Source organism: Paenibacillus sp. FSL M7-0896 (genome assembly GCF_037975415.1).
Lineage (GTDB): Bacteria > Bacillota > Bacilli > Paenibacillales > Paenibacillaceae > Paenibacillus_AQ > Paenibacillus_AQ silagei.
In genome coordinates this window covers 6,561,020-6,582,509 of record NZ_CP150250.1, presented here as the reverse complement: position 1 = coordinate 6,582,509, position 21,490 = coordinate 6,561,020, and the positions used below count along the sequence as shown (strand labels likewise).

Below are 21,490 nucleotides of genomic sequence, written 5' to 3'. Positions count from 1 at the left end.
GCAATGAAGACATTCAAATAAAAGTCTTCAGGAAGCTTGCTTCCTGAAGCAGGCTTTACTTGGTAAAGCCTTGAGTGTTTCCATTTGTTCGGTTTTGATGGAATTTGCGGGGCCATAGCTCAGCTGGGAGAGCGCCTGCCTTGCAAGCAGGAGGTCAGCGGTTCGATCCCGCTTGGCTCCACCAACAAACTTCATCTATTTGTTATGTCTGAAATACTCGATACATCGTCTGTTATTCCGAACATCACAGTCGTGATTGTTTCATAATAACAGCAACTTGATCCTTGAAAACTGGATACCGAAACGAATTTGCGTTTTAGAACATTCCTTTAAGCTGAACTTGTGTAAACAAGTTTCATATTAATGGCGATACTAGCGATTTTCCTTAGGGAAAACGCATTGGTTAAGCTACTAAGAGCACACGGAGGATGCCTAGGCGCCAGGAGCCGACGAAGGACGTGGCGAACAACGAAACTGCCTCGGGGAGCTGTAAGCAAGCTTTGATCCGGGGGTGTCCGAATGGGGAAACCCAGCTGTGGTAATTCGCAGTTACTCGTATCTGAATACATAGGATACGCAGAGGCAGACCAGGGGAACTGAAACATCTAAGTACCCTGAGGAAGAGAAAACAATAGTGATTCCGTCAGTAGCGGCGAGCGAACGCGGAACAGCCTAAACCAAGGGGCTTGCCTCTTGGGGTTGTGGGACGTCTCACATGGAGTTACAAAGGAATATGGTAGGTGAAGAGGTCTGGAAAGGCCCGCGATAGAGGTAAAAGCCCTGTAGCCTAAACTGTGTTCTCTCCGAGACGGATCCCGAGTAGTGCGGGGCACGTGAAACCCCGTATGAATCCAGCAGGACCATCTGCTAAGGCTAAATACTACCTGGCGACCGATAGTGAAACAGTACCGTGAGGGAAAGGTGAAAAGCACCCCGGAAGGGGAGTGAAATAGAACCTGAAACCGTGTGCTTACAAAAAGTCAGAGCCCTCTTTATGGGTGATGGCGTGCCTTTTGTAGAATGAACCGGCGAGTTACGTTTAACATGCAAGGTTAAGGTGAGAAGCCGGAGCCGCAGCGAAAGCGAGTCTGAATAGGGCGAATGAGTATGTGGACGTAGACCCGAAACCGTGTGATCTACCCCTGTCCAGGGTGAAGGTGCGGTAACACGCACTGGAGGCCCGAACCCACGCATGTTGAAAAATGCGGGGATGAGGTGGGGGTAGCGGAGAAATTCCAATCGAACTCGGAGATAGCTGGTTCTCCCCGAAATAGCTTTAGGGCTAGCCTCGGTGAATGGAGTGGTGGAGGTAGAGCACTGATTGGGTGCGGGGCCCGCAAGGGTTACCAAGCTCAGTCAAACTCCGAATGCCATTTACTTCTTGCCGGGAGTCAGACAGTGAGTGCTAAGATCCATTGTCAAAAGGGAAACAGCCCAGACCATCAGCTAAGGTCCCCAAGTGTGTGTTAAGTGGGAAAGGATGTGGAGTTGCACAGACAACCAGGATGTTGGCTTAGAAGCAGCCACCATTGAAAGAGTGCGTAATAGCTCACTGGTCGAGTGACTCTGCGCCGAAAATGTAACGGGGCTAAACACACCACCGAAGCTATGGCTAGGATCGACTTCACTGCGCCTTTGAGGCGTGTTTATCCAGATTGACATTGATGCCGTGAACCATCCGAAGGGATGAATGGCTAAATGCTTTCAGGGGATAAACATGAACTTCGAAGCTGGAGTGAAGTCGATCCTGGGGTAGGGGAGCGTTGTATGTGGATTGAAGGTGTACCGTAAGGAGCGCTGGACAGCATACAAGTGAGAATGCCGGTATGAGTAACGAAAAGATCAGTGAGAATCTGATCCGCCGAAAGCCCAAGGTTTCCTGAGGAAGGCTCGTCCGCTCAGGGTAAGTCGGGACCTAAGGCGAGGCCGACAGGCGTAGTCGAAGGACAACAGTTTGAAATTACTGTACCACCGTAATCCGCTATGAGCGATGGGGTGACGCAGGAGGGTAGTGACGCGGACTGATGGATGTCCGTCTAAGCAGTGAGGCTGGTGTGCAGGCAAATCCGCACATCGTTAAGGCTGGGCTGTGATGGGGAGCGAAAATTATAGTAGCGAAGGTCATGATCTCACACTGCCAAGAAAAGCCTCTAGCCAGGAGAAGGTGCCCGTACCGCAAACCGACACAGGTAGGCGAGAAGAGAATTCTAAGGCGCGCGGAAGAACTCTCGTTAAGGAACTCGGCAAAATGACCCCGTAACTTCGGGAGAAGGGGTGCCTCGGTAGGGTGAATAGCCCGAGGGGGCCGCAGTGAAAAGGCCCAAGCGACTGTTTAGCAAAAACACAGGTCTGTGCGAAGCCGCAAGGCGAAGTATACGGGCTGACGCCTGCCCGGTGCTGGAAGGTTAAGGGGAGCGGTTAGGAGCAATCCGAAGCTGTGAACCGAAGCCCCAGTAAACGGCGGCCGTAACTATAACGGTCCTAAGGTAGCGAAATTCCTTGTCAGGTAAATTCTGACCCGCACGAATGGCGTAACGACTTGGGCGCTGTCTCAACGAGAGATCCGGTGAAATTTTAATACCTGTGAAGATGCAGGTTACCCGCGACAAGACGGAAAGACCCCATGGAGCTTTACTGCAGCTTGATATTGAATTTGGGTACGATCTGTACAGGATAGGTGGGAGCCGTGGAGGCAGGAGCGCAAGCTTCTGCGGAGGCGCCGTTGGGATACCACCCTGATCGTATCTAGGTTCTAACCTAGTGCCCTCATCGGGTACGGGGACCGTGTCAGGCGGGCAGTTTGACTGGGGCGGTCGCCTCCTAAAGAGTAACGGAGGCGTTCAAAGGTTCCCTCAGAATGGTTGGAAATCATTCGCAGAGTGCAAAGGCATAAGGGAGCTTGACTGCGAGACCTACAAGTCGAGCAGGGACGAAAGTCGGACTTAGTGATCCGGTGGTACCGCATGGAAGGGCCATCGCTCAACGGATAAAAGCTACCCTGGGGATAACAGGCTTATCTCCCCCAAGAGTCCACATCGACGGGGAGGTTTGGCACCTCGATGTCGGCTCATCGCATCCTGGGGCTGAAGTAGGTCCCAAGGGTTGGGCTGTTCGCCCATTAAAGCGGTACGCGAGCTGGGTTCAGAACGTCGTGAGACAGTTCGGTCCCTATCTGTCGTGGGCGCAGGAAATTTGAGAGGAGCTGTCCTTAGTACGAGAGGACCGGGATGGACGTACCGCTGGTGCATCAGTTGTTCCGCCAGGAGCATGGCTGAGTAGCTACGTACGGACGGGATAAGCGCTGAAAGCATCTAAGCGTGAAGCCCCCTCAAGATGAGATTTCCCAATTAGTAAGACCCCTTGAAGACGACGAGGTAGATAGGTTGGAGGTGGAAGTGCAGCAATGCATGGAGCTGACCAATACTAATCGGTCGAGGGCTTATCCAAATTTCTAACACGCAGATTCGTTTCGGATTCAGTTTTCAGGCGATCAAGCCTGGCAGGATGTTAAACCGATGGTTTGATATTTTCTGTAGCGATTATTTTGGAAGGTTGATTATTTTCCTGAAGAAATTCAGGGAGTAAGCCGACCGGAAAAAATCCGTTTGGTGGCGATAGCGGAGGGGTTCCACACGTACCCATCCCGAACACGACCGTTAAGCCCTCCAGCGCCGATGGTACTTGGACCGAAGGGTCCTGGGAGAGTAGGACGTTGCCAAGCACATGAGCCATTGTTGAGCAATCGACAGTGGTTTTTTTGCGTGCGGGCAGGGCTGTGGAAAAGCTGTGGATAGATTTCAGTAAGTACAGAAAAGTTGCGCACATGTGGATACCTTTACAGGAACAGAATGATCCCCGGATCATGGTTGAATCACGCACAATATTGTGGATGAGTCAAGCGAAAACATAAGTAATACACCGATTTTGTGGATAAAAAGTGAATATTGTGGATAGATAAAATGTAATCGGGGATAACTCTTTTGAGCCGGAAAGAAACTCTTTCCGGTTTTTTGCTTTGCTGTGCAAAAGCTGTGGATAACTATTCTTTTTGCAACTGATGGTCTGCCTTTATTAGCATCCGGCGGCTTGGCTTGTTATACTCTCTATTAAGCAAATATCTGGAGCTAATTTATGGAATGTAACGGAGGGAACAGCATGGAAATCAGGCAATTACGTGCCGAAGAATTTGAGGACAGCCTAAGCTTGTCCGAATATGCTTTTAAGTATAAGGTTTCTGCAGAAGACAGAGTACGCGCCAAGGAGAGCTTCAAACCGGAACAAACCTGGGCGATTTTTGAAGGGGACAGTATCGGTGCGAAGCTGACGCTTCTTCCGTTAGAGGTATATATACAAGGCAAGCCCATTTCTATGGGGGGCATCGCCGGTGTAGCCACTTGGCCGGAGAACCGCCGGCAGGGTTATGTAGCCCATCTGCTGACCCATGCGCTCGAGACGATGAATCAAGCCGGTCAGACATTGTCCTTTTTGCATCCGTTCCTGATTCCCTTTTACCGTAAATTCGGCTGGGAGATCTACTGTGAATATAAGAAGTATACTCTTCCGGTAGGGAAGTTCCCGCACAAGACGGAGATTAAGGGCAGCGTGAAGCGCGATATCCCGGATCTTGCAGTATTTCAGCAGCTGTACGACCAATTCGCTATAAGGTATAACGGGACTCTCCAGCGCACTGAGACCTGGTGGAAGGAAAGTGTGCTTGATGACGATACGCATTCCTGTGTGTTTTATTCAGAGCAGGGTGAACCGGAGGGCTATGTGCTGTATAAAATAGTGCAGCAGGAGCTGGTCATAGATGAGTTTATCTATGGGAACGAACTTGCCCGCCAGGGCTTGTGGACCTTCCTGGCCAATCATGACTCCATGATTACGGCTGCACAGCTGAAGCTGGTGCCTGCTGACGATATTCTTCCCTTCCTCCTTCCCGATCCGCGGATTGCGCAGGAGAATTATCCATACTTCATGGCGCGTATCGTCAATGCTAAGGCTTTTGTGGAGAACATGACCTTCAATGTGCCGGAGGGTGACCGGGAGTGGGTGCTTTATATTGAAGATAAGCATGCGTCATGGAACAACGGGTTATGGCGGTGGACTGTGTCGGAGCAAGGGGGAGCGGCGTTCACCCGGATTCAGGGCGAGCGGTCAGAGGCTGACCTGGAATGCAGTATCGGCACGCTTACTGTGCTGCTGATGGGATACAAGCGTCCGCTTCAGGCGGCAAAGTACGGACAATTATCCGGGACTGCCGAGGCGACCGCTTGGCTTGAAGCGCTGATTCCGCAGGCTGAGACGGCATTATTCGATTTTTTCTGACAGAGAACGGCTCTTCCTCTTCCCTTGGGAGGGAGGAGCTGTCCTATACATAACGCCTCCATTCAGTGAACGAAGCAGGCAACCGGAATACAATACAGCCAAAACGTAAAAAATAAGAGTAACCCCTTGGCATTCAGCGAGAATATGTTATAATATGAAAAAGTCAAAGAAAGTCAAAGTCAACGCAGGCCGGATATTATCGTTCTCAGGAATGTAACATTTAGAGAAAAAGCGCAGGGCAGAGGCTATTGCAGCCGATTCTTATTACATTGCCCGGGTTAAGTTCTTAAGAGCATGTCTTCTGACGGCAGGCGTTGGCGCAGCACAGATTTAACCAATGCTTATACACTGGAGGATGAGTGATGCGTAATATCTCCGATATTATTGAACAATATCTGAAGAATATTTTGCATGAAAGTCCCGAAGGTACGGTGGAAATTCAGCGCAATGATCTGGCGGACCAGTTCTCCTGTGTCCCGTCACAGATCAATTATGTCATCAGCACACGGTTCACATTGGAAAAGGGATATGTGGTGGAGAGTAAACGCGGCGGCGGCGGATATATCCGGATTCAGCGCTATGAGCTGCCTCAGAATGTCGCCTTATACGCACATCTGAACTCCACGATAGGGAATGATATTGATCAGAATTCTGCCGAAGGGCTGATTTATCAGCTGGAGGAGGCCCGCTTCCTCTCCAAACGTGAAGCGTGTCTGATGCGGTCTGCGGTTTCCCGGGAATGCCTGACGGTTAATCTGCCGTACCGGGATGAGATTCGTGCCAAGCTTATGAAGGCTATGCTAATCTCTTTATTGGGCAAATAATTTGTCAAATGGTAAGGAGGGACACCGCTCATGCTATGCCAGGAATGCGGCGTCAAACCGGCTACACTCCACTTCACGAAGATTGTGAACGGGGAAAAGACGGAATTTCATATCTGCGAAAGCTGTGCGCGGGAGAAGGGTGAACTGATTCCCGGAACTGCGGGAGGCTTCTCTATCCACAGCTTGCTTTCCGGTCTCCTGGATCTGGAAGGCTCGGGCAAGGGAAAGTCAGCAGCAGCACAAAGTGTGCAGGGGCTGCATTGTGAAAACTGCGGCATGACCTATTCACAGTTCAGCAAGCTGGGACGGTTCGGCTGCAGCTCCTGTTATAAGTATTTCGACAGTACGCTTGACCCGCTCTTTAGGCGGGTGCATGGCAGTACAGCACATGTCGGCAAGCTGCCCAAGCGGGCGGGCGCACAGATTATGTGCAAGCGCCAGATTGATGAGCTGAAGCAGGAATTGCAGCAGAGTATTGTGCAGGAGGAGTTCGAGACCGCAGCTGAGCTGAGGGACAGAATCCGCAAGCTTGAAAAAGAAATGCCACAAGAGTAAAGTCTTTGATATATAGGAGGGATCCGGGCATGTCAAGTCTCCGGTTTACCGAACAAGCACTGAGTGACTGGATGCGCTGCGGCGGCAGCCATTCCGAGATTGTCATCAGCAGCCGTATGCGGATCGCCCGTAATCTGGAGCATCTTCCGTTCCCGCTGCTCGCTTCAAGAGAGCAGTCGGAGGAGGTGCTGGAGCAGCTTGCCCCCGTATTTCAGGGTGAAGCTTCGGCCGACTTCGGCAGCTTCGAGCTGCTGAGACTGGATGAGCTGGGTGAGCTGGACAAAAAGGTACTGGTGGAAAAGCACCTCATCAGTCCTAACCTGGCGGATGATTCCAAAGGCGGGGCAGTCATTCTTAATGAGGACGAGTCGGTCAGCATTATGATTAATGAGGAGGATCATCTCCGCATTCAATGCCTGTTCCCGGGGCTGCAGGTCAGAGAAGCCTGGGTAAGGGCAACCGCCATCGATGATATTTTCGAGGCTGCTGTCAATTACGCCTTCGATGACCGCAGAGGCTACTTAACAAGCTGTCCCACCAATGTGGGAACAGGGCTGAGAGCATCGGTTATGGTGCATCTGCCGGCCTTGGTGATGACGCATCAGATCAACCGCATTTTGTCCGCAGTTAATCAGGTGGGGCTTACCGTTAGAGGAATTTATGGTGAAGGCAGCGAAGCAGTAGGGAATATCTTTCAGATCTCCAACCAGATTACGCTCGGACAGACCGAAAATGAGATTATTGAGAATCTTCACAGCGTAGTCACCCAGATTATAGAGCATGAACGTAACGCACGCGAACGCCTGCTGGTCGATTCCGCTCTGCGGATTACGGACCGTATCAAGCGCTCCTACGGAATTCTGGCGTATGCTGCTGTGATGGAACTGAAAGAATCGGCACAGCGGCTCTCCGATTTGCGGCTTGGTGTAGATCTGGGGATTCTGGAAGGGCCTTCGATTTCAGTGCTCAATGAGCTGAATGTCAAGACTCAGCCGGGCTTTCTGCAAAAGCTGTTCGGTGACGAGCTGTCGCCTACTGAACGCGATATGTACCGGGCGAAGCTGCTCCGGGAGACACTGGGATCACAACATTAAATTATAGATATTTATTATCCGTGGAGGTGCAGGAGATATGATGTTTGGAAGATTTACGGAACGCGCACAAAAGGTGCTGGCGCTGGCGCAGGAAGAAGCCGTACGTTTGGGACACAACAACATTGGGACAGAGCATATTTTACTCGGACTGATTCGTGAAGGAGACGGCATTGCCGCTAAGGCATTGATCGGACTTGGTCTGGGTCTGGAGAAGATACAGGATGAAGTGGAAACACTGATTGGCAGAGGTCAGGAACAACCGACCAACATCGCTTATACTCCTCGTGCCAAGAAGGTGATCGAGCTGTCCATGGACGAGGCCCGCAAGCTGGGTCACACGTATGTGGGAACAGAGCATATCCTGCTCGGTCTGATCCGCGAGGGAGAGGGCGTAGCAGCCCGTGTGCTGAACAATCTCGGCATTAGCCTGAACAAGGCCCGCCAGCAGGTATTGCAGCTCCTGGGCAGCAGTGAAGCCACCTCCAGCCACAGCGGAGCTCCGGCTAACGTCAGCACGCCAACACTGGACGGCCTGGCCCGCGATCTGACGGCCTATGCCAAGGATGGTAACCTCGACCCTGTGATCGGCCGCAGCAAGGAAATTGAGCGTGTCATTCAGGTGCTGAGCCGCCGGACCAAGAATAATCCGGTGCTGATCGGTGAACCTGGGGTTGGTAAAACGGCGATTGCCGAAGGTCTGGCCCAAAAGATCATCAACAATGAAATTCCGGAGACGCTGCGCGACAAACGTGTCATGACCCTCGATATGGGTTCTGTAGTGGCTGGTACGAAATACCGCGGTGAATTCGAAGACCGCCTCAAAAAAATCATGGATGAGATTCGCCAGGCGGGCAACATCGTGCTGTTCATTGATGAGCTTCATACGCTGATCGGAGCGGGTGGTGCGGAAGGCGCGATTGATGCTTCAAACATCCTGAAGCCTGCCCTCGCCCGTGGTGAGCTGCAATGCATCGGTGCCACAACGCTTGATGAATACCGCAAATATATTGAGAAGGACGCCGCGCTGGAGCGCCGCTTCCAACCGATCACAGTGGATCAGCCTTCCCCTGAGGAAGCTGTACAGATTCTGTTCGGTCTTCGTGACCGGTACGAAGCCCATCACCGGGTGAAGATTACAGATGAAGCCATTGTGGAAGCAGTCAAGCTGTCTGACCGCTACATTCCTGACCGGTTCCTGCCAGACAAGGCCATTGACCTGATTGATGAAGCAGGCTCTAAGGTAAGACTGAATTCTTACACCATCCCGCCGAATCTGAAGGAACTGGAAATGCGTCTGGATGATATCCGCAAGGAGAAGGATTCCGCAGTACAAAGCCAGGAGTTCGAGAAGGCTGCTGCACTTCGCGATACCGAGCAGAAGATTCGTGAAGAGCTGGACACTACGAAGAACCAGTGGAAAGAAAAGCAGGGCCGCACCGATTCCCAGGTTACACCTGAGGATATCGCACAGGTGGTGGCCAGCTGGACCGGCATTCCGGTCAGCAAGCTGAAGGAAGAAGAGACAGACCGCCTGCTGAATATGGAAGCCCTGCTGCATGAACGTGTAATTGGCCAGGACGAAGCCGTTAAGGCGGTCAGCCGGGCACTCCGCCGGGCGCGTGCGGGTCTGAAGGACCCGAAACGTCCGATGGGCTCCTTCATCTTCCTCGGACCAACCGGGGTTGGTAAGACCGAGCTGGCGCGGGCGCTTGCCGAAGCGATGTTCGGTGACGAGAATGCGGTAATCCGCATCGACATGTCGGAGTATATGGAGAAGCATTCCACCTCCCGGCTGGTCGGAGCGCCTCCAGGGTATGTAGGGTATGAAGAAGGCGGACAATTGACAGAGAAGGTGCGCCGCAAGCCTTACTCGGTTGTACTGCTGGATGAGATTGAGAAGGCCCACCCTGAAGTGTTCAACATTCTGCTGCAGGTACTGGAAGACGGCCGTCTGACCGATTCCAAGGGCCGCGTGGTCGATTTCCGCAATACCCTGATCATCCTGACCTCGAACGTAGGGGCACAGGCGATCAAGAAGAATTCGACGCTTGGATTCACCGCAGTACAGGATGCGGGCGCGGATTACAGCAACATGAAGGGCAAGGTTATGGAAGAGCTGAAGAAGAGCTTCCGGCCTGAGTTCCTGAACCGGATCGACGAGATCATTGTCTTCCACTCGCTGGATGAGAAGCATATCGCAGAGATCGTGACTCTGATGTCCGAGGAGCTGCGCAAGCGTCTGCGTGAGTACGATGTAGATTTCCTGCTCACTGACGGCGCCAAAGCATTCCTGGCCAAAGAGGGCTATGATCCGGCCTTCGGTGCCCGTCCGCTCCGCCGGGCGATTCAAAAGCATATCGAAGACCGCCTCTCCGAAGAGCTGCTCAAAGGCAACATCAAGAAGGGGGATTCCCTGAACATTGATGAGGTGAACGGCGAACTGGTCGTAACCACCGTTGAAGCACCGTCCGAGGTCTCCCTGGAGAAAACAGTCGAAACTGAATAATTGTTCCGGAAAATGAAACAAAGCTCCCGCTCCTCCGTATAGAGGGGCGGGAGCTTTAATTGTTTCCGCCCCTCAGGCATACCTTAACACGCCTAAAATAAGACGCAAATGAAAACTAGATCTTAAGTGTCCTTCCGTTCAGTGTGCAGAAATGGTAAACTTTGAATAAGAGTAAAATATCCGCAATTTTAGCAAGTTCGGACGGTAAGGAGTGCACATGGCTAAACCTAAAACAAAATTTTTCTGTACCGAGTGCGGCTACGAATCACCGAAGTGGTTCGGGAAGTGCCCGGGCTGCCAGGAATGGAACTCGATGGTAGAGGAAACGGAAAGCGTAGTCAAAACACAAGGCATGAATGCACCTATTTTTCAGAGTAAAGAAAAGGCGCAATCGATCATAAATATAGAAAGTGACAAGGAGCCCCGTATTCTGACGGGCATCGGTGAGCTTAACCGCGTGCTTGGCGGCGGGATCGTTCCCGGCTCGCTGGTGCTGGTCGGAGGCGACCCCGGAATCGGGAAATCGACACTGCTGCTGCAGACTTCGCATGCCTTGACTACACAAGGGCTGCGCGTGCTGTATATTTCGGGGGAAGAATCTGTGCGGCAGACCAAGCTGCGGGCCGACCGCCTCGGAGCGCTGTCTGCGGAACTGTACGTTCTATGTGAGACGAACATGGAGAGCATTGAGGAAGCGATTGAGCAGATTCAGCCTCAATTTCTGGTCATTGACTCGATCCAGACTGTATTTATGCCGGAGGTAACCAGTGCGCCGGGCAGTGTAGCACAGGTGCGGGAATGTACGACAAGATTCATGCGCATCGCCAAGATCCGGGGGATCGCCACAGTGCTTGTTGGTCATGTAACGAAGGAAGGCGCTATTGCCGGCCCTCGTATGCTGGAGCATATGGTGGATTGTGTCCTTTATTTTGAAGGGGAGCGCCATCATACGTACCGTCTGCTGCGGGCGGTGAAGAACCGCTTCGGCTCCACCAATGAGATCGGGATCTTTGAAATGGGGGAAATCGGGCTGACCGAGGTGGAGAACCCGTCGGAGCTGTTCCTGTCTGAGCGCCCGCTCGGAGTGGCCGGGTCAGCGGTGGTAGCCAGCATGGAGGGCACAAGACCCGTTCTTGTTGAATTGCAGGCGCTGGTGGCTTCGACACATTTCCCTTCGCCCCGCAGAATGTGCACAGGTATGGATCATCAACGGATGGCGCTGATCATTGCTGTGCTGGAGAAGCGGATGGGCATGTTCCTGCAGAATCAGGACGCTTACCTCAACGTTGCGGGAGGGGTGAAGCTGGATGAGCCGGCGGTGGATTTGGCTGTCGCTATCAGCATTGCCTCCAGCTTCCGTGATTTTCCGACCAAGCCGTATGATGTGTTTTTCGGGGAGGTAGGGCTTACCGGTGAGGTGAGAGGGGTATCACGCGCAGAGATGCGGGTGAAAGAGGCGGCCAAGCTTGGCTTCCGGCGGGTCATTATGCCCGAGAAGAGTCTGAAGGGCTGGAAGCATCCGCAGGATATCCAGATTATAGGCGTCAGCACAGTAGCACAGGCACTAGCGGTCGCGTTAGATTAGGGGGCACAGGGACATGAAAGAATATAATCCATCAGATAATATGAATGATCTGCTTAGAATGGCTGCACCCGGAACACCCTTCCGGGAAGGGCTGGAGAATGTGCTTCGCGCGAAGACCGGGGCACTGATTGTTGTCGGATATAGTCCGGAGGTCATGGAGGTTGTCGATGGCGGCTTCTCCATTAACTGCGATTTTTCACCAAACTATTTATACGAGCTGGCCAAAATGGACGGAGCGATTATTCTGAGCGAGGATCTGAAGCGGATTCTGTACGCCAATACGCAGCTGATCCCCGATTCCTCCATCTCTTCGATCGAGACAGGAATCCGGCACCGGACGGCAGAACGGGTAGCGAAGCAGACCGGCAAGCTGGTCGTTTCCATTTCCCAGCGCCGTAATATTATTACGCTGTATCAGGGCTCCATCCGTTACGCACTCAAGGAAATCGGTTCGATTCTGGCCAAAGCCAACCAGGCGATCCAGACCCTGGAGAAGTACAGAGCCGTTCTGACACAAGGGCTGACCAACCTGTCCGCTTCTGAATATGAGGGGATTGTGACGGTGGCCGAGGTCGTCGGTGTGATCCAGCGCGTGGAGATGGTGCTGAGAATCAAAATGGAAATTAAGCGTTACATCAACGAGCTTGGCAATGAAGGCCGGCTGATCAGTATGCAGATGGAAGAATTGGTTGGAAATACAGAGGAAGAAGCATGGCTGCTGTACAGAGACTATGCCAGAGAAGAGCAGGAGGAGAAGATCCGTGAGATCATTGCCGGGCTGAAGCGCAGCAGCGATGATGAACTGATGGATGACAACCATATTGCCCGCCTGCTGGGCTATTCCTCAACAGCCATTTCCTCCGAAGAAGCTGTAACTCCGCGTGGTTACCGCCTGCTGAACAAGATTCCACGGCTGCCGAATGTAATCATCCACAATTTGGTAGAACGCTTCGAAATGCTGCCTAACCTGATGAAGGCAAGCATAGCTGAGCTTGATGAAGTGGACGGTATTGGCGAGGTCCGCGCACGCAATATTCAGGACGGGCTGAAGCGGCTCCAGAAACAAGTTCTTATTGACAGACAAATGTAAATACCATACAATCACGTAATGTTGCAGTCCCATGCAGTACAAGTAGGAAAATTGAGGTGAAGAAATGATACAAAAATCAATTCCAAGTCTTTTTACGATTGGTAATCTGATGCTTGGAATGTTTGGTATCATGATGGCGTTTGACGGCAAGCTGAGCATGGCCGCTATCATGGTGATTATCGCGATGCTGCTCGATGGGCTGGATGGCCGGATGGCCCGTGCGCTGAAATGTGAGAGTGAATTCGGCAAGGAGCTGGATTCCCTATCCGATGTAGTTTCGTTTGGAGTCGCCCCGGCGCTGATTATGTATTTAACAAGTCTGCAGGAGCTGAATCCTGCACTGGGATGGACCGTCACGGCGATCTTCCCTGTATTCGGAGCCTTACGTCTGGCCCGGTTCAATGTCCGCCCGGGGATTCCGGGATATTTCGTAGGATTGCCGATTCCTGCTGCGGGCGGGGTTCTGGCCACGCTTGCACTTTTCCATAAGGATGTATCTGCACCATTCATGATTATGGCTACCCTGCTGCTGTCGTATCTGATGGTCAGCACAGTGAAGTATCCCAACTTCAAGAAGATTGGTTTTCCCAAAAAAGCGGTTATAGGCGCACCTGTAGTTATCGTGATCGCTGTAGCTGTTGCGGTGGTCTTCCCTGAACAGATTGCCAAGCTGATCTTTGGACTTCTGGCGCTGTACGCCTTATATGGCTTCAGACAGAGCTTAGGGCTGTTTAAGGTCCGTCGGCAACGCCGCCGCAGAAGACGCTCAGAGGATAAGGTATATCATTCCAAGAACGGTTAGCCCTTCTTCAGAACTTATTTCATTCATAGACCGCTATATACAAAAGGCATTGCCTTTCCTGAATATCAGGAGAGTGCAATGCCTTTTTGCTGCCTGCGGGAAGGGAAGTATACGGAATACGGTTCCCCCGAAGCTGGCGGAATGGATGAAGGAGAGCGCGGACGGTCTGCTCAGGACAAGTTGAACAACCCGAGTGTTGCGCATTTCTGCGATTCCTTGGCGACAACCTCGTCCATATTGATAGCAAGCAAATTGCAGAGTGCAGACATGTAGAACAGCTCGCGGCCCAGCTCGGAGCCAATGACCTCCCGGCAGTTCTCACACAGCTCCCCTGCCAGATGGGTTCCGGCAAGCTCCTTGGCTTGCTCAAGGCCTAGAGTGGGCTCGAAGACCTGCTTGGTGGCATGCAGTTGAATGCAGCCGCATTCGGTAATGGCTTTGACGACAGCCCGGTTGACGGAAGCACTGCTCTGTCCGTTCTTGGACATGACATCCAGAAGACTACGGTGACGGAGCAGCAGTTCGGAGACTTGATCCTGGAAGGCCTGTAAACTTGGTGCGCTCATTTTCCATTCACCCCTGGGTTCGAATTGAATTCATTATATGCCAGGGTCTCCCTCATTTTCAACCAGGAATAGCAGTTTACGGCAACAGAACCGGACGAAATTCGGGGCTTGCAGAAAAAATAACGCGCCCCCGGATTATCGTCCTAAAAATTGGAACATACTGGTGAGGTATAGAGGATTGATGGATGAATAAAAGGAGGTGCGAGGTTATGTGGAAAAAGTCTGTTTTGATACTTGCCGGGTGTTGTGGAGCCTGGTCCGGTTATTCGCTATATCACGCGGCAGAAAGAGGGTTCCCGGTAGGCCTTGGGAAACTGGAGGATAGCTTGCCTATGGAAGGAAGCATTTTGTTTGCGGTGCTGGGTGCCATTATTTTTCTGATTGCGGGGACTTTATGCGCGGAATGGGCAAGTTCAAAGCTGCGGGAGATGGTCGCGTATTGCTCGCGTATCCCGATGAATGAGCTTGCTGCAGGCGCAGCAGGGCTTACGGGAGGTCTGCTGCTGTCTCTGCTGCTGTATCCCGCTATGTCCTGGCTGGGTAAAGCAGGGGAACTGCTGCAGGTAGCTGCCACGCTTGCTCTGGGCTATATGGGCCTGCGGATCGGGCTGGAGAAGAAGGAGGAGCTGGCTTCGCTCTGGAACACCGGACGCTGGGCACGCTCTGCTGAACCGGAGGAGCGTGGAACTCAGGAGCATAAAATCCTCGATACCAGCGTGATTATTGACGGGAGGATTGCTGATATCTGTAAAACGGGCTTCATCGAAGGCACGATTGTTATTCCTGAGTTCGTGCTGGAGGAGCTGCAGCATATTGCGGATTCATCGGATCTGCTGAAGCGTAACCGCGGACGCAGAGGGCTTGATATTCTGAATAAGATTCAGAAGGAGCTGGACGTTAAGGTGCTGATCTATGAAGGGGATTTCGAGGAGATCTCAGAAGTGGACAGCAAGCTGGTCAAGCTGGCGAAAGTACTGCACGGCAAGGTCGTCACCAACGACTTTAACCTTAACAAGGTATGCGAGCTGCAGGGAGTGTCGGTGCTGAATATTAATGACTTGGCGAATGCAGTGAAGCCGGTGGTTCTGCCGGGCGAAGAGATCATTGTTCAGGTGATTAAGGACGGCAAAGAACATGGACAAGGCGTAGCCTATCTGGACGATGGCACGATGATTGTGGTGGAGGGCGGCCGGGATTATATCGGCACTACGATGGAGGTTCTGGTGACGAGCGTGCTGCAGACATCGGCAGGACGGATGATTTTTGCCAAACCGAAGCTTCTGGAAAAAGCACAATAAGTTCAGCTGTGGCCTCCGGCAGCACCCTTTCGGGCTTGGAAATGCCAGCCAAACACGTTATGATGGGAGTATACGTGAAAGAAAGACAGGAGCCGAAAGCATGTCAAACAGTGTTGGCGTCGTTATCGTAGCGGCAGGCAGAGGAACCCGGATGGGAACGGCAGAGAGCAAGCAATATTTGCTGCTGCAGGGCAAGCCGATACTCGTGCATACCCTGGAGGTATTCCAGCGGCATAAGCTGATCTCCGAGATTGTGCTTGTCACCGGGGAAGAGGATGTGCAGCGCTGTAAGCAGTGGGTACAAGCCTTCAAGCTGGATAAAGTGGCTGCGGTCATTCCCGGGGGAACGGAGCGCCAGCACTCGGTACGCCGCGGACTGGATGAACTTAAGACCCATTGGGTCATGGTTCATGACGGGGTAAGGCCGTTCGTACAAGACAGCGAGATAGAAGCTTGCTACGAGCGGGCGCAGTCCGCCGGAGCGTCGGTGCTTGCAGTACCGGTTAAGGATACGATCAAGCAGGTCGACAGTGAAGGCAAGGTGCTGTCAACGCCGGACCGGCGAAGTCTGTGGGCGATTCAGACCCCGCAGACTTTTCGTTTGTCCGATCTGCTGTCCGCCTATGAGGAGGCAGAGCGGGACGGTTTTCTCGGGACAGATGATTCCAGTCTGGCGGAACGCAGCGGCATTACCGTGTCAGTTGTAGAAGGAAGCTACATGAATATTAAGATCACGACGCCGGAGGACTTGGATTTCGCTGAATTCACAGTAAGAAGCAGGGGAGAGGGACACAGATGATTGCTGTAGGACAAGGATTTGACGTACACCAGCTGGTCGAGGGAAGGCCGTGTATTATCGGCGGAGTGACGATTCCTTATGAGAAGGGGCTGCTGGGGCATTCCGATGCGGATGTGCTGCTGCATGCGGTAAGCGACGCTATACTGGGAGCGCTGGGCCTGGGGGATATCGGCAGACATTTTCCCGATACCGATCCGGCCTTCAAGGATGCAGACAGCCTGAAGCTGCTGGAGCAGGTATGGGCACTTGCGCGTGAGCGCGGATACCGGCTGGGGAATATCGATTCAACCATCATTGCGCAACAACCGAAGATGGCACCTTATATTCCGCAGATGACGGAGATTATTGCCCGCACGCTTGGCGCTGACGTATCGAAGGTGAATGTAAAAGCAACAACGACCGAGCAGCTTGGCTTCGCAGGGCGCGGAGAGGGAATTGCCGCCCAATCTATTGTTTGTCTGCTGCAAGATGTGATATCATCGTGAGATGGCTTTAGCGTAAATAAAGGCCTGATTTCAACCAATATGAAGCGGAGGGAAACCCATGGCGGATCAAGTTCGGGTGCGTTACGCACCGAGCCCTACGGGACATTTACATATCGGAAATGCCAGAACAGCCTTGTTTAACTATCTGTTCGCCCGCAATCTGGGCGGCAAATTCATTATCCGGATCGAAGATACGGATCTTAAGCGCAACATTGCAGAAGGTGAAGAGAGCCAGCTGAAGTATTTGAAGTGGCTGGGAATTGATTGGGATGAAAGCGTGGATGTAGGCGGCGAATACGGGCCTTACCGCCAGACTGAACGTCTGGATCTGTACCGTGTCTACTGGCAGGATCTGCTGGACCGCGGCCTGGCTTATCGCTGCTATTGCACAGAGGAAGAGCTGGAGGCTGAACGCGAGGAGCAGACGGCACGCGGCGAAACCCCTCGTTATTCCGGCAAACACCGTAATCTGACCGAGGAGCAGCGCCTGGCCTTTGAGGTAGAGGGACGCGTAGCCAGCATCCGTTTCCTTGTTCCGGAAGACCGCACTTATACCTTCAATGATATCGTAAAAGGCAGCATTTCGTTCAACAGCAAAGAAATGGGTGACTTCGTCATCGTGAAGAAGGACGGTATTCCGACCTATAACTTCGCCGTAGCGGTGGACGACCATCTGATGGCTATCTCCCATGTGCTGCGCGGAGAAGATCATATCTCCAATACCCCGCGCCAGCTCATGATTTATGAGGCACTGGGCTGGGAAGCTCCGCTCTTCGGACATATGACGCTGATTGTCGGCGATGACCATAAGAAGCTGAGCAAACGGAATGAATCAATCATTCAGTTTATTGAACAGTACGATCAGCTCGGCTACCTGCCGGAAGCTCTATTCAACTTCATCACCCTGCTGGGCTGGTCGCCTGAGGGTGAAGAGGAGATCTTCACCAAGGAAGAGCTGATCTCGATCTTTACGGCGGACCGTCTGTCGAAGAGTCCGGCAGTGTTCGATACGAACAAGCTGGCTCATCTGAACAATCACTATATCAAGCATGCCAATCCTAAGCGGATTGCTGCACTTGCCATTCCTCATTTGCAGAAGGCGGGCCGTCTGCCTGAGGTGCTCAGTGAGGAGCAGCAGGGCTGGGCGGAGAGCCTGGTTGCACTGTACCAGGAGCAAATGACAGCTGCGTCGGATATTGTCGCCCTCTCCGAGCTGTTCTTCCGCAGCCACCTGGAGCTGGAGACCGAAGCGGCAGGGGTGCTTGCCGAAGCTCAGGTTCCTGAAGTGCTGTCCGCATTTCTGGCCAAAGTGGAGGCTGCCGAAGATTTCAGCGCCCCGCATATGGCTGTTCTAATCAAGGAAGTGCAGAAGGAGACCGGTCATAAAGGCAAAGCGCTGTTTATGCCGATTCGTGTCGCTCTTACCGGACAGATGCATGGCCGCGACTTGAATGCAACGATTGCGCTGCTTGGCCGCAGCCGGGTGATCGAACGCCTGAAATCACAAATCAAAGGCGCTTAGGGCAGAGACATGCAAGGGGAGAAGACCCTTGTCAGTTCTGCGGCTTTTCGCTAAGATAGAAGGATATAAGAATAGCTGGGATCAGGAAAAGTAGGCGTGTACAGACAATTACCAGAGAGAATAACCGCTTAAGGGCGAATGCCCTAGCAGGCTGGGAGTTATTCATTTGTCTGCCGCTGAAGATGCACCTGTGAGCTGCATGGTTGAATGTCCCTGTGCGGGGCTGTAGACTGTGCCGGGCTGTCGCCGTTACTGACACCAAGAGGAACACCGGATACAGCGGCTGCGAAGTTTAACAGCTCTGGCATATACGAATGTTCAAGCAGAGTGGGACCGCGGTTAAACGTCTCTGCAGCTATCATGCTGCAGGGGCGTTTTTTGTTGAAATATAAGAATGTAACTTGAAATATAGCATCTCAAAGAAGAGGGGAACCGCGATGTTTAAGCATATCAAGTCGGACATTCGGGCAGTATTCGACAATGATCCCGCTGCCCGCAGCAGGTTCGAGGTCGTCTTCACCTACGCCGGGCTTCATGCGATCTGGGCACACCGGATGGCCCACTCTTTTTATAAACGCCGCTGGTTTACCCTGGCACGCATGGTCTCTCAGATCAGCCGGTTCATGACGGGAGTGGAGATTCATCCGGGCGCGGTCATCGGCAGCCGGTTGTTTATTGACCACGGAATGGGTATTGTCATTGGTGAGACCTGTGAGATTGGCGATGATGTTATTATCTATCAGGGAGTTACACTCGGGGGGACCGGCAAAGAGAAAGGCAAGCGGCACCCTACCGTCGGCAACAATGTAGTCATCGGCTCTGGTGCCAAAGTACTGGGTTCCTTCCGGATCGGCGATAATTCTAATATCGGCTCTAACGCAGTCGTGTTGCGTGAAGTGCCTAACAACAGCACGGTAGTCGGCAATCCCGGGCGTGTGGTTAAGCGTAACGGCGAACGAGTATCAGACCGGCTGGATCATACCAAGATGCCTGACCCGCTGATTGATTCCCTCAAATTCCTGCAGAAGGAGATCGAGGAGCTAAGAGAAAAGATGGGTGCTGAAGATAAGCAGAAGCAGGAACAGCGGCGGCTCGAAAGCCAGCAATATATCGGCGATTACGAAATATAAGAGTACCGGCATTTCAGAAATCCGGGGACAATAGAAAGGGTTGGGACAAGAATGGCTTTGCACATTTACAACACAATGACGCGCACGAAGGAAGAATTTGTACCGCAGGAGCCGGATAAGGTGAAGATGTACGTCTGCGGACCCACGGTCTACGGCTATATGCATATCGGGAATGCAAGACCGGTCATTGTTTTTGACATGGTGCGCAACTACCTGGAGACGCTTGGTAATGAGGTCCGCTATCTGACAAATTTCACCGATGTGGATGATAAAATGATCCGCAAGGCGGAGGAGCTGAACATCACCGTAGCCGAGGTTGCCGAAATGTTCATTGCCGCCTACCAGGAGGATCTGGCCGGGCTGGGCGTGAAGCCGGCGACGATGAATCCGCGCGTTACGGAGAGCATGGACACGATTATCGAGTTCATTAAGGAGCTTGAAGACAAAGGCTACGCGTATGAGAACGGCGGAGATGTGTATTACCGTACCGGGAAATTTGCCAATTACGGCAAGCTGTCCCGCCAGAATCTGGAGGAGCTGCGCTTCGGTATCCGTGTCGAGGTGGATTCGCGCAAGGAGAACCAGGAGGATTTCGTACTCTGGAAGGCAGCCAAGCCGGGCGAAGTGCACTGGTCCAGTCCATGGGGAGAGGGCCGTCCAGGCTGGCATATTGAATGCTCGGCGATGGTGCGTGAGTATTTGGGTACAACGATCGACATTCACGGCGGCGGAGAGGATTTGAAATTCCCGCATCATGAATGCGAATGTGCCCAGACCGAAGCGCTGACGGGTGAACCGCTGTCGAATTACTGGATGCATAATGCTTTTCTGAATATCGGTGACGAGAAAATGTCAAAGTCGCTGGGGAATGGCCTCCTCGTGAAGGATATCCGCGCGCGCTTCAAGCAGGGTGCTATCCGTTACTTCATGCTATCCAGCCATTACCGCAATCCGCTGAACTTCACCGAGGAAGCACTGCTGTCTGCTGAGAAAAGCGTAGAGCGGATCGCTCTGGCTGAAGGCAATGTGAAGCATCGCCTTGAGCTGGCGGCGGAGGTGACAAAGGGTGAAGCAAGTCCGCAGGTTACGGAGCGGCTGGCCGCTATCCTTAGCAACTTCCATGCGCGGATGCAGGATGATTTCAATACACCGGACGCTATTACGGCGGTGTTCGACTGGGTGAGCCTGGCGAACCTTACGCTTGCTGATCCTGAGGCGAATCCGGCTGACTTCGCCGCGTTGCTGAAGGCTTTTGCCGAGATGAATGCGGTGCTTCGCCTCACGGTAGAGGCTGAGGAAGAAGTGGCAAGTGAAGAGGTGGAACGCCTGATTGCAGAGCGTGTGGAAGCGCGCAAGAACAAGAACTGGAGCCGGTCGGATGAAATCCGCGATGAGCTGAATGCGCTGGGAATTCTGCTGGAAGATACTCCACAGGGAATGCGGTGGCGGCGCAAATGAACGGGCTGTTTGATCTGAACCGCGCCTGGTTCCCGTATGAACCCTCTAAGCCGGCCCATCTGCTGCCTCCAATCGTCCTTGCTTATGCAGGTGACGCTATCTACGAAGTTGCAGTCCGGCAGTATCTGATCTCGCTGCCTAATTTGCGCCCCCAGCATCTGCACCGGTCGGCGACCGGACTGGTCTCCGCCAGAGCTCAGAGCAACATTCTTGCTTATCTGGACCCGGTGCTCACCGAGGATGAGAAGGATGTGGTCAGACGGGGGCGCAATGCCAAATCCGGCAGCATTCCCAAAAATGCGGATGTGCTGGAATACCGCCACGCCACTGCTTTTGAATGCATGATCGGCTATTTATATTACACAGGACAGCAAGCGAGAATCCAGGAGCTTGTTCACAGCAGTATCGAATATATGATGCACCGCCCCAAGTGAGTATACAGAACAGG

General features: G+C 52.7%; 16 protein-coding genes, 1 tRNA gene and 2 rRNA genes. 18 read left to right on the top strand and 1 reads right to left on the bottom strand.

The window, feature by feature from the left end:
- Positions 1-108: 108 nt before the first annotated feature.
- The 11 genes from MKY12_RS28545 (at position 109) to pssA (ending at position 13,784) form a co-directional block, all read left to right on the top strand.
- Positions 109-184, top strand: a tRNA-Ala gene (locus MKY12_RS28545).
- Positions 185-401: 217 nt separating this feature from the next.
- Positions 402-3,447 (top strand): 23S ribosomal RNA (locus MKY12_RS28540).
- A gap of 157 nt (positions 3,448-3,604) precedes the next feature.
- Positions 3,605-3,721 (top strand): 5S ribosomal RNA (rrf, locus tag MKY12_RS28535).
- Positions 3,722-4,155: 434 nt separating this feature from the next.
- Complete coding sequence (locus tag MKY12_RS28530) at positions 4,156-5,328, top strand: GNAT family N-acetyltransferase (protein ID WP_339311769.1); 1,173 nt, start codon at positions 4,156-4,158, stop codon at positions 5,326-5,328.
- 362 nt (positions 5,329-5,690) lie between these two features.
- The gene (locus MKY12_RS28525) at positions 5,691-6,152 is read left to right on the top strand and encodes a CtsR family transcriptional regulator (protein ID WP_036721901.1); all 462 of its coding nucleotides are present in this window, start codon (positions 5,691-5,693) and stop codon (positions 6,150-6,152) included.
- A 30-nt stretch (positions 6,153-6,182) separates the two neighbouring features.
- Positions 6,183-6,707 (top strand): UvrB/UvrC motif-containing protein, encoded by a 525-nt coding sequence (locus MKY12_RS28520; RefSeq protein ID WP_036721899.1) that lies wholly within the window; start codon positions 6,183-6,185, stop codon positions 6,705-6,707.
- A 29-nt stretch (positions 6,708-6,736) separates the two neighbouring features.
- A complete protein-coding gene (locus MKY12_RS28515) occupies positions 6,737-7,801 on the top strand; it encodes a protein arginine kinase (RefSeq protein WP_036721897.1) in 1,065 nt (354 codons plus the stop codon).
- Between the two features lie 37 nt (positions 7,802-7,838).
- Complete coding sequence (gene clpC / locus MKY12_RS28510; protein WP_339311767.1) at positions 7,839-10,307, top strand: ATP-dependent protease ATP-binding subunit ClpC; 2,469 nt, start codon at positions 7,839-7,841, stop codon at positions 10,305-10,307.
- Between the two features lie 217 nt (positions 10,308-10,524).
- Positions 10,525-11,892 carry a DNA repair protein RadA gene (radA, locus tag MKY12_RS28505; protein WP_036692317.1) on the top strand — a complete coding sequence of 456 codons (1,368 nt, stop codon included), beginning with the start codon at positions 10,525-10,527 and terminating at the stop codon, positions 11,890-11,892.
- A gap of 13 nt (positions 11,893-11,905) precedes the next feature.
- The gene (disA, locus tag MKY12_RS28500; protein WP_036721893.1) at positions 11,906-12,982 is read left to right on the top strand and encodes a DNA integrity scanning diadenylate cyclase DisA; all 1,077 of its coding nucleotides are present in this window, start codon (positions 11,906-11,908) and stop codon (positions 12,980-12,982) included.
- A gap of 64 nt (positions 12,983-13,046) precedes the next feature.
- On the top strand, positions 13,047-13,784 hold the full coding sequence (pssA, locus tag MKY12_RS28495) for a CDP-diacylglycerol--serine O-phosphatidyltransferase (protein ID WP_036721891.1): 738 nt from the start codon (positions 13,047-13,049) through the stop codon (positions 13,782-13,784).
- 170 nt (positions 13,785-13,954) lie between these two features.
- On the opposite strand, the gene MKY12_RS28490 is transcribed toward pssA, so the two are convergent.
- Complete coding sequence (locus tag MKY12_RS28490; RefSeq protein ID WP_036692322.1) at positions 13,955-14,350, bottom strand: hypothetical protein; 396 nt, start codon at positions 14,348-14,350, stop codon at positions 13,955-13,957.
- Positions 14,351-14,559: 209 nt separating this feature from the next.
- Here MKY12_RS28490 and MKY12_RS28485 point away from each other — a divergent pair, with 209 nt between their 5' ends.
- From MKY12_RS28485 to MKY12_RS28455, 7 genes are all read left to right on the top strand, one after another.
- Entirely contained in the window at positions 14,560-15,648 is a 1,089-nt protein-coding gene (locus tag MKY12_RS28485) for a PIN/TRAM domain-containing protein (protein WP_036721886.1), read from the top strand.
- 100 nt (positions 15,649-15,748) lie between these two features.
- Positions 15,749-16,447: a 2-C-methyl-D-erythritol 4-phosphate cytidylyltransferase gene (ispD, locus tag MKY12_RS28480; RefSeq protein WP_036721883.1), complete on the top strand. Its 699-nt coding sequence runs from the start codon at positions 15,749-15,751 to the stop codon at positions 16,445-16,447.
- Positions 16,444-16,932 carry a 2-C-methyl-D-erythritol 2,4-cyclodiphosphate synthase gene (gene ispF, locus MKY12_RS28475; RefSeq protein ID WP_209878851.1) on the top strand — a complete coding sequence of 163 codons (489 nt, stop codon included), beginning with the start codon at positions 16,444-16,446 and terminating at the stop codon, positions 16,930-16,932. The genes ispD and ispF overlap by 4 nt, the downstream gene beginning before the upstream one ends.
- 58 nt (positions 16,933-16,990) lie before the next feature.
- Positions 16,991-18,454 carry a glutamate--tRNA ligase gene (gltX, locus tag MKY12_RS28470; RefSeq protein ID WP_339311764.1) on the top strand — a complete coding sequence of 488 codons (1,464 nt, stop codon included), beginning with the start codon at positions 16,991-16,993 and terminating at the stop codon, positions 18,452-18,454.
- Positions 18,455-18,891: 437 nt separating this feature from the next.
- A complete protein-coding gene (cysE, locus tag MKY12_RS28465) occupies positions 18,892-19,584 on the top strand; it encodes a serine O-acetyltransferase (RefSeq protein ID WP_036721878.1) in 693 nt (230 codons plus the stop codon).
- A 51-nt stretch (positions 19,585-19,635) separates the two neighbouring features.
- Entirely contained in the window at positions 19,636-21,042 is a 1,407-nt protein-coding gene (gene cysS, locus MKY12_RS28460) for a cysteine--tRNA ligase (RefSeq protein WP_339311762.1), read from the top strand.
- Positions 21,039-21,476 carry a ribonuclease III domain-containing protein gene (locus MKY12_RS28455; protein WP_036721873.1) on the top strand — a complete coding sequence of 146 codons (438 nt, stop codon included), beginning with the start codon at positions 21,039-21,041 and terminating at the stop codon, positions 21,474-21,476. The genes cysS and MKY12_RS28455 overlap by 4 nt, the downstream gene beginning before the upstream one ends.
- Positions 21,477-21,490: the final 14 nt, after the last annotated feature.

Excerpts from the sequence above, each read along its gene's own strand:
- MKY12_RS28530 (WP_339311769.1), top strand. The coding sequence starts at position 4,156 with ATGGAAATCAGGCAATTACGTGCCGAAGAATTTGAGGACAGCCTAAGC.
- MKY12_RS28525 (WP_036721901.1), top strand. The coding sequence starts at position 5,691 with ATGCGTAATATCTCCGATATTATTGAACAATATCTGAAGAATATTTTG.
- MKY12_RS28520 (WP_036721899.1), top strand. The coding sequence starts at position 6,183 with ATGCTATGCCAGGAATGCGGCGTCAAACCGGCTACACTCCACTTCACG.
- MKY12_RS28515 (WP_036721897.1), top strand. The coding sequence starts at position 6,737 with ATGTCAAGTCTCCGGTTTACCGAACAAGCACTGAGTGACTGGATGCGC.
- clpC (WP_339311767.1), top strand. The coding sequence starts at position 7,839 with ATGATGTTTGGAAGATTTACGGAACGCGCACAAAAGGTGCTGGCGCTG.
- radA (WP_036692317.1), top strand. The coding sequence starts at position 10,525 with ATGGCTAAACCTAAAACAAAATTTTTCTGTACCGAGTGCGGCTACGAA.
- disA (WP_036721893.1), top strand. The coding sequence starts at position 11,906 with ATGAAAGAATATAATCCATCAGATAATATGAATGATCTGCTTAGAATG.
- pssA (WP_036721891.1), top strand. The coding sequence starts at position 13,047 with ATGATACAAAAATCAATTCCAAGTCTTTTTACGATTGGTAATCTGATG.
- MKY12_RS28490 (WP_036692322.1), bottom strand. The coding sequence starts at position 14,350 with ATGAGCGCACCAAGTTTACAGGCCTTCCAGGATCAAGTCTCCGAACTG.
- MKY12_RS28485 (WP_036721886.1), top strand. The coding sequence starts at position 14,560 with ATGTGGAAAAAGTCTGTTTTGATACTTGCCGGGTGTTGTGGAGCCTGG.
- ispD (WP_036721883.1), top strand. The coding sequence starts at position 15,749 with ATGTCAAACAGTGTTGGCGTCGTTATCGTAGCGGCAGGCAGAGGAACC.
- ispF (WP_209878851.1), top strand. The coding sequence starts at position 16,444 with ATGATTGCTGTAGGACAAGGATTTGACGTACACCAGCTGGTCGAGGGA.
- gltX (WP_339311764.1), top strand. The coding sequence starts at position 16,991 with ATGGCGGATCAAGTTCGGGTGCGTTACGCACCGAGCCCTACGGGACAT.
- cysE (WP_036721878.1), top strand. The coding sequence starts at position 18,892 with ATGTTTAAGCATATCAAGTCGGACATTCGGGCAGTATTCGACAATGAT.
- cysS (WP_339311762.1), top strand. The coding sequence starts at position 19,636 with ATGGCTTTGCACATTTACAACACAATGACGCGCACGAAGGAAGAATTT.
- MKY12_RS28455 (WP_036721873.1), top strand. The coding sequence starts at position 21,039 with ATGAACGGGCTGTTTGATCTGAACCGCGCCTGGTTCCCGTATGAACCC.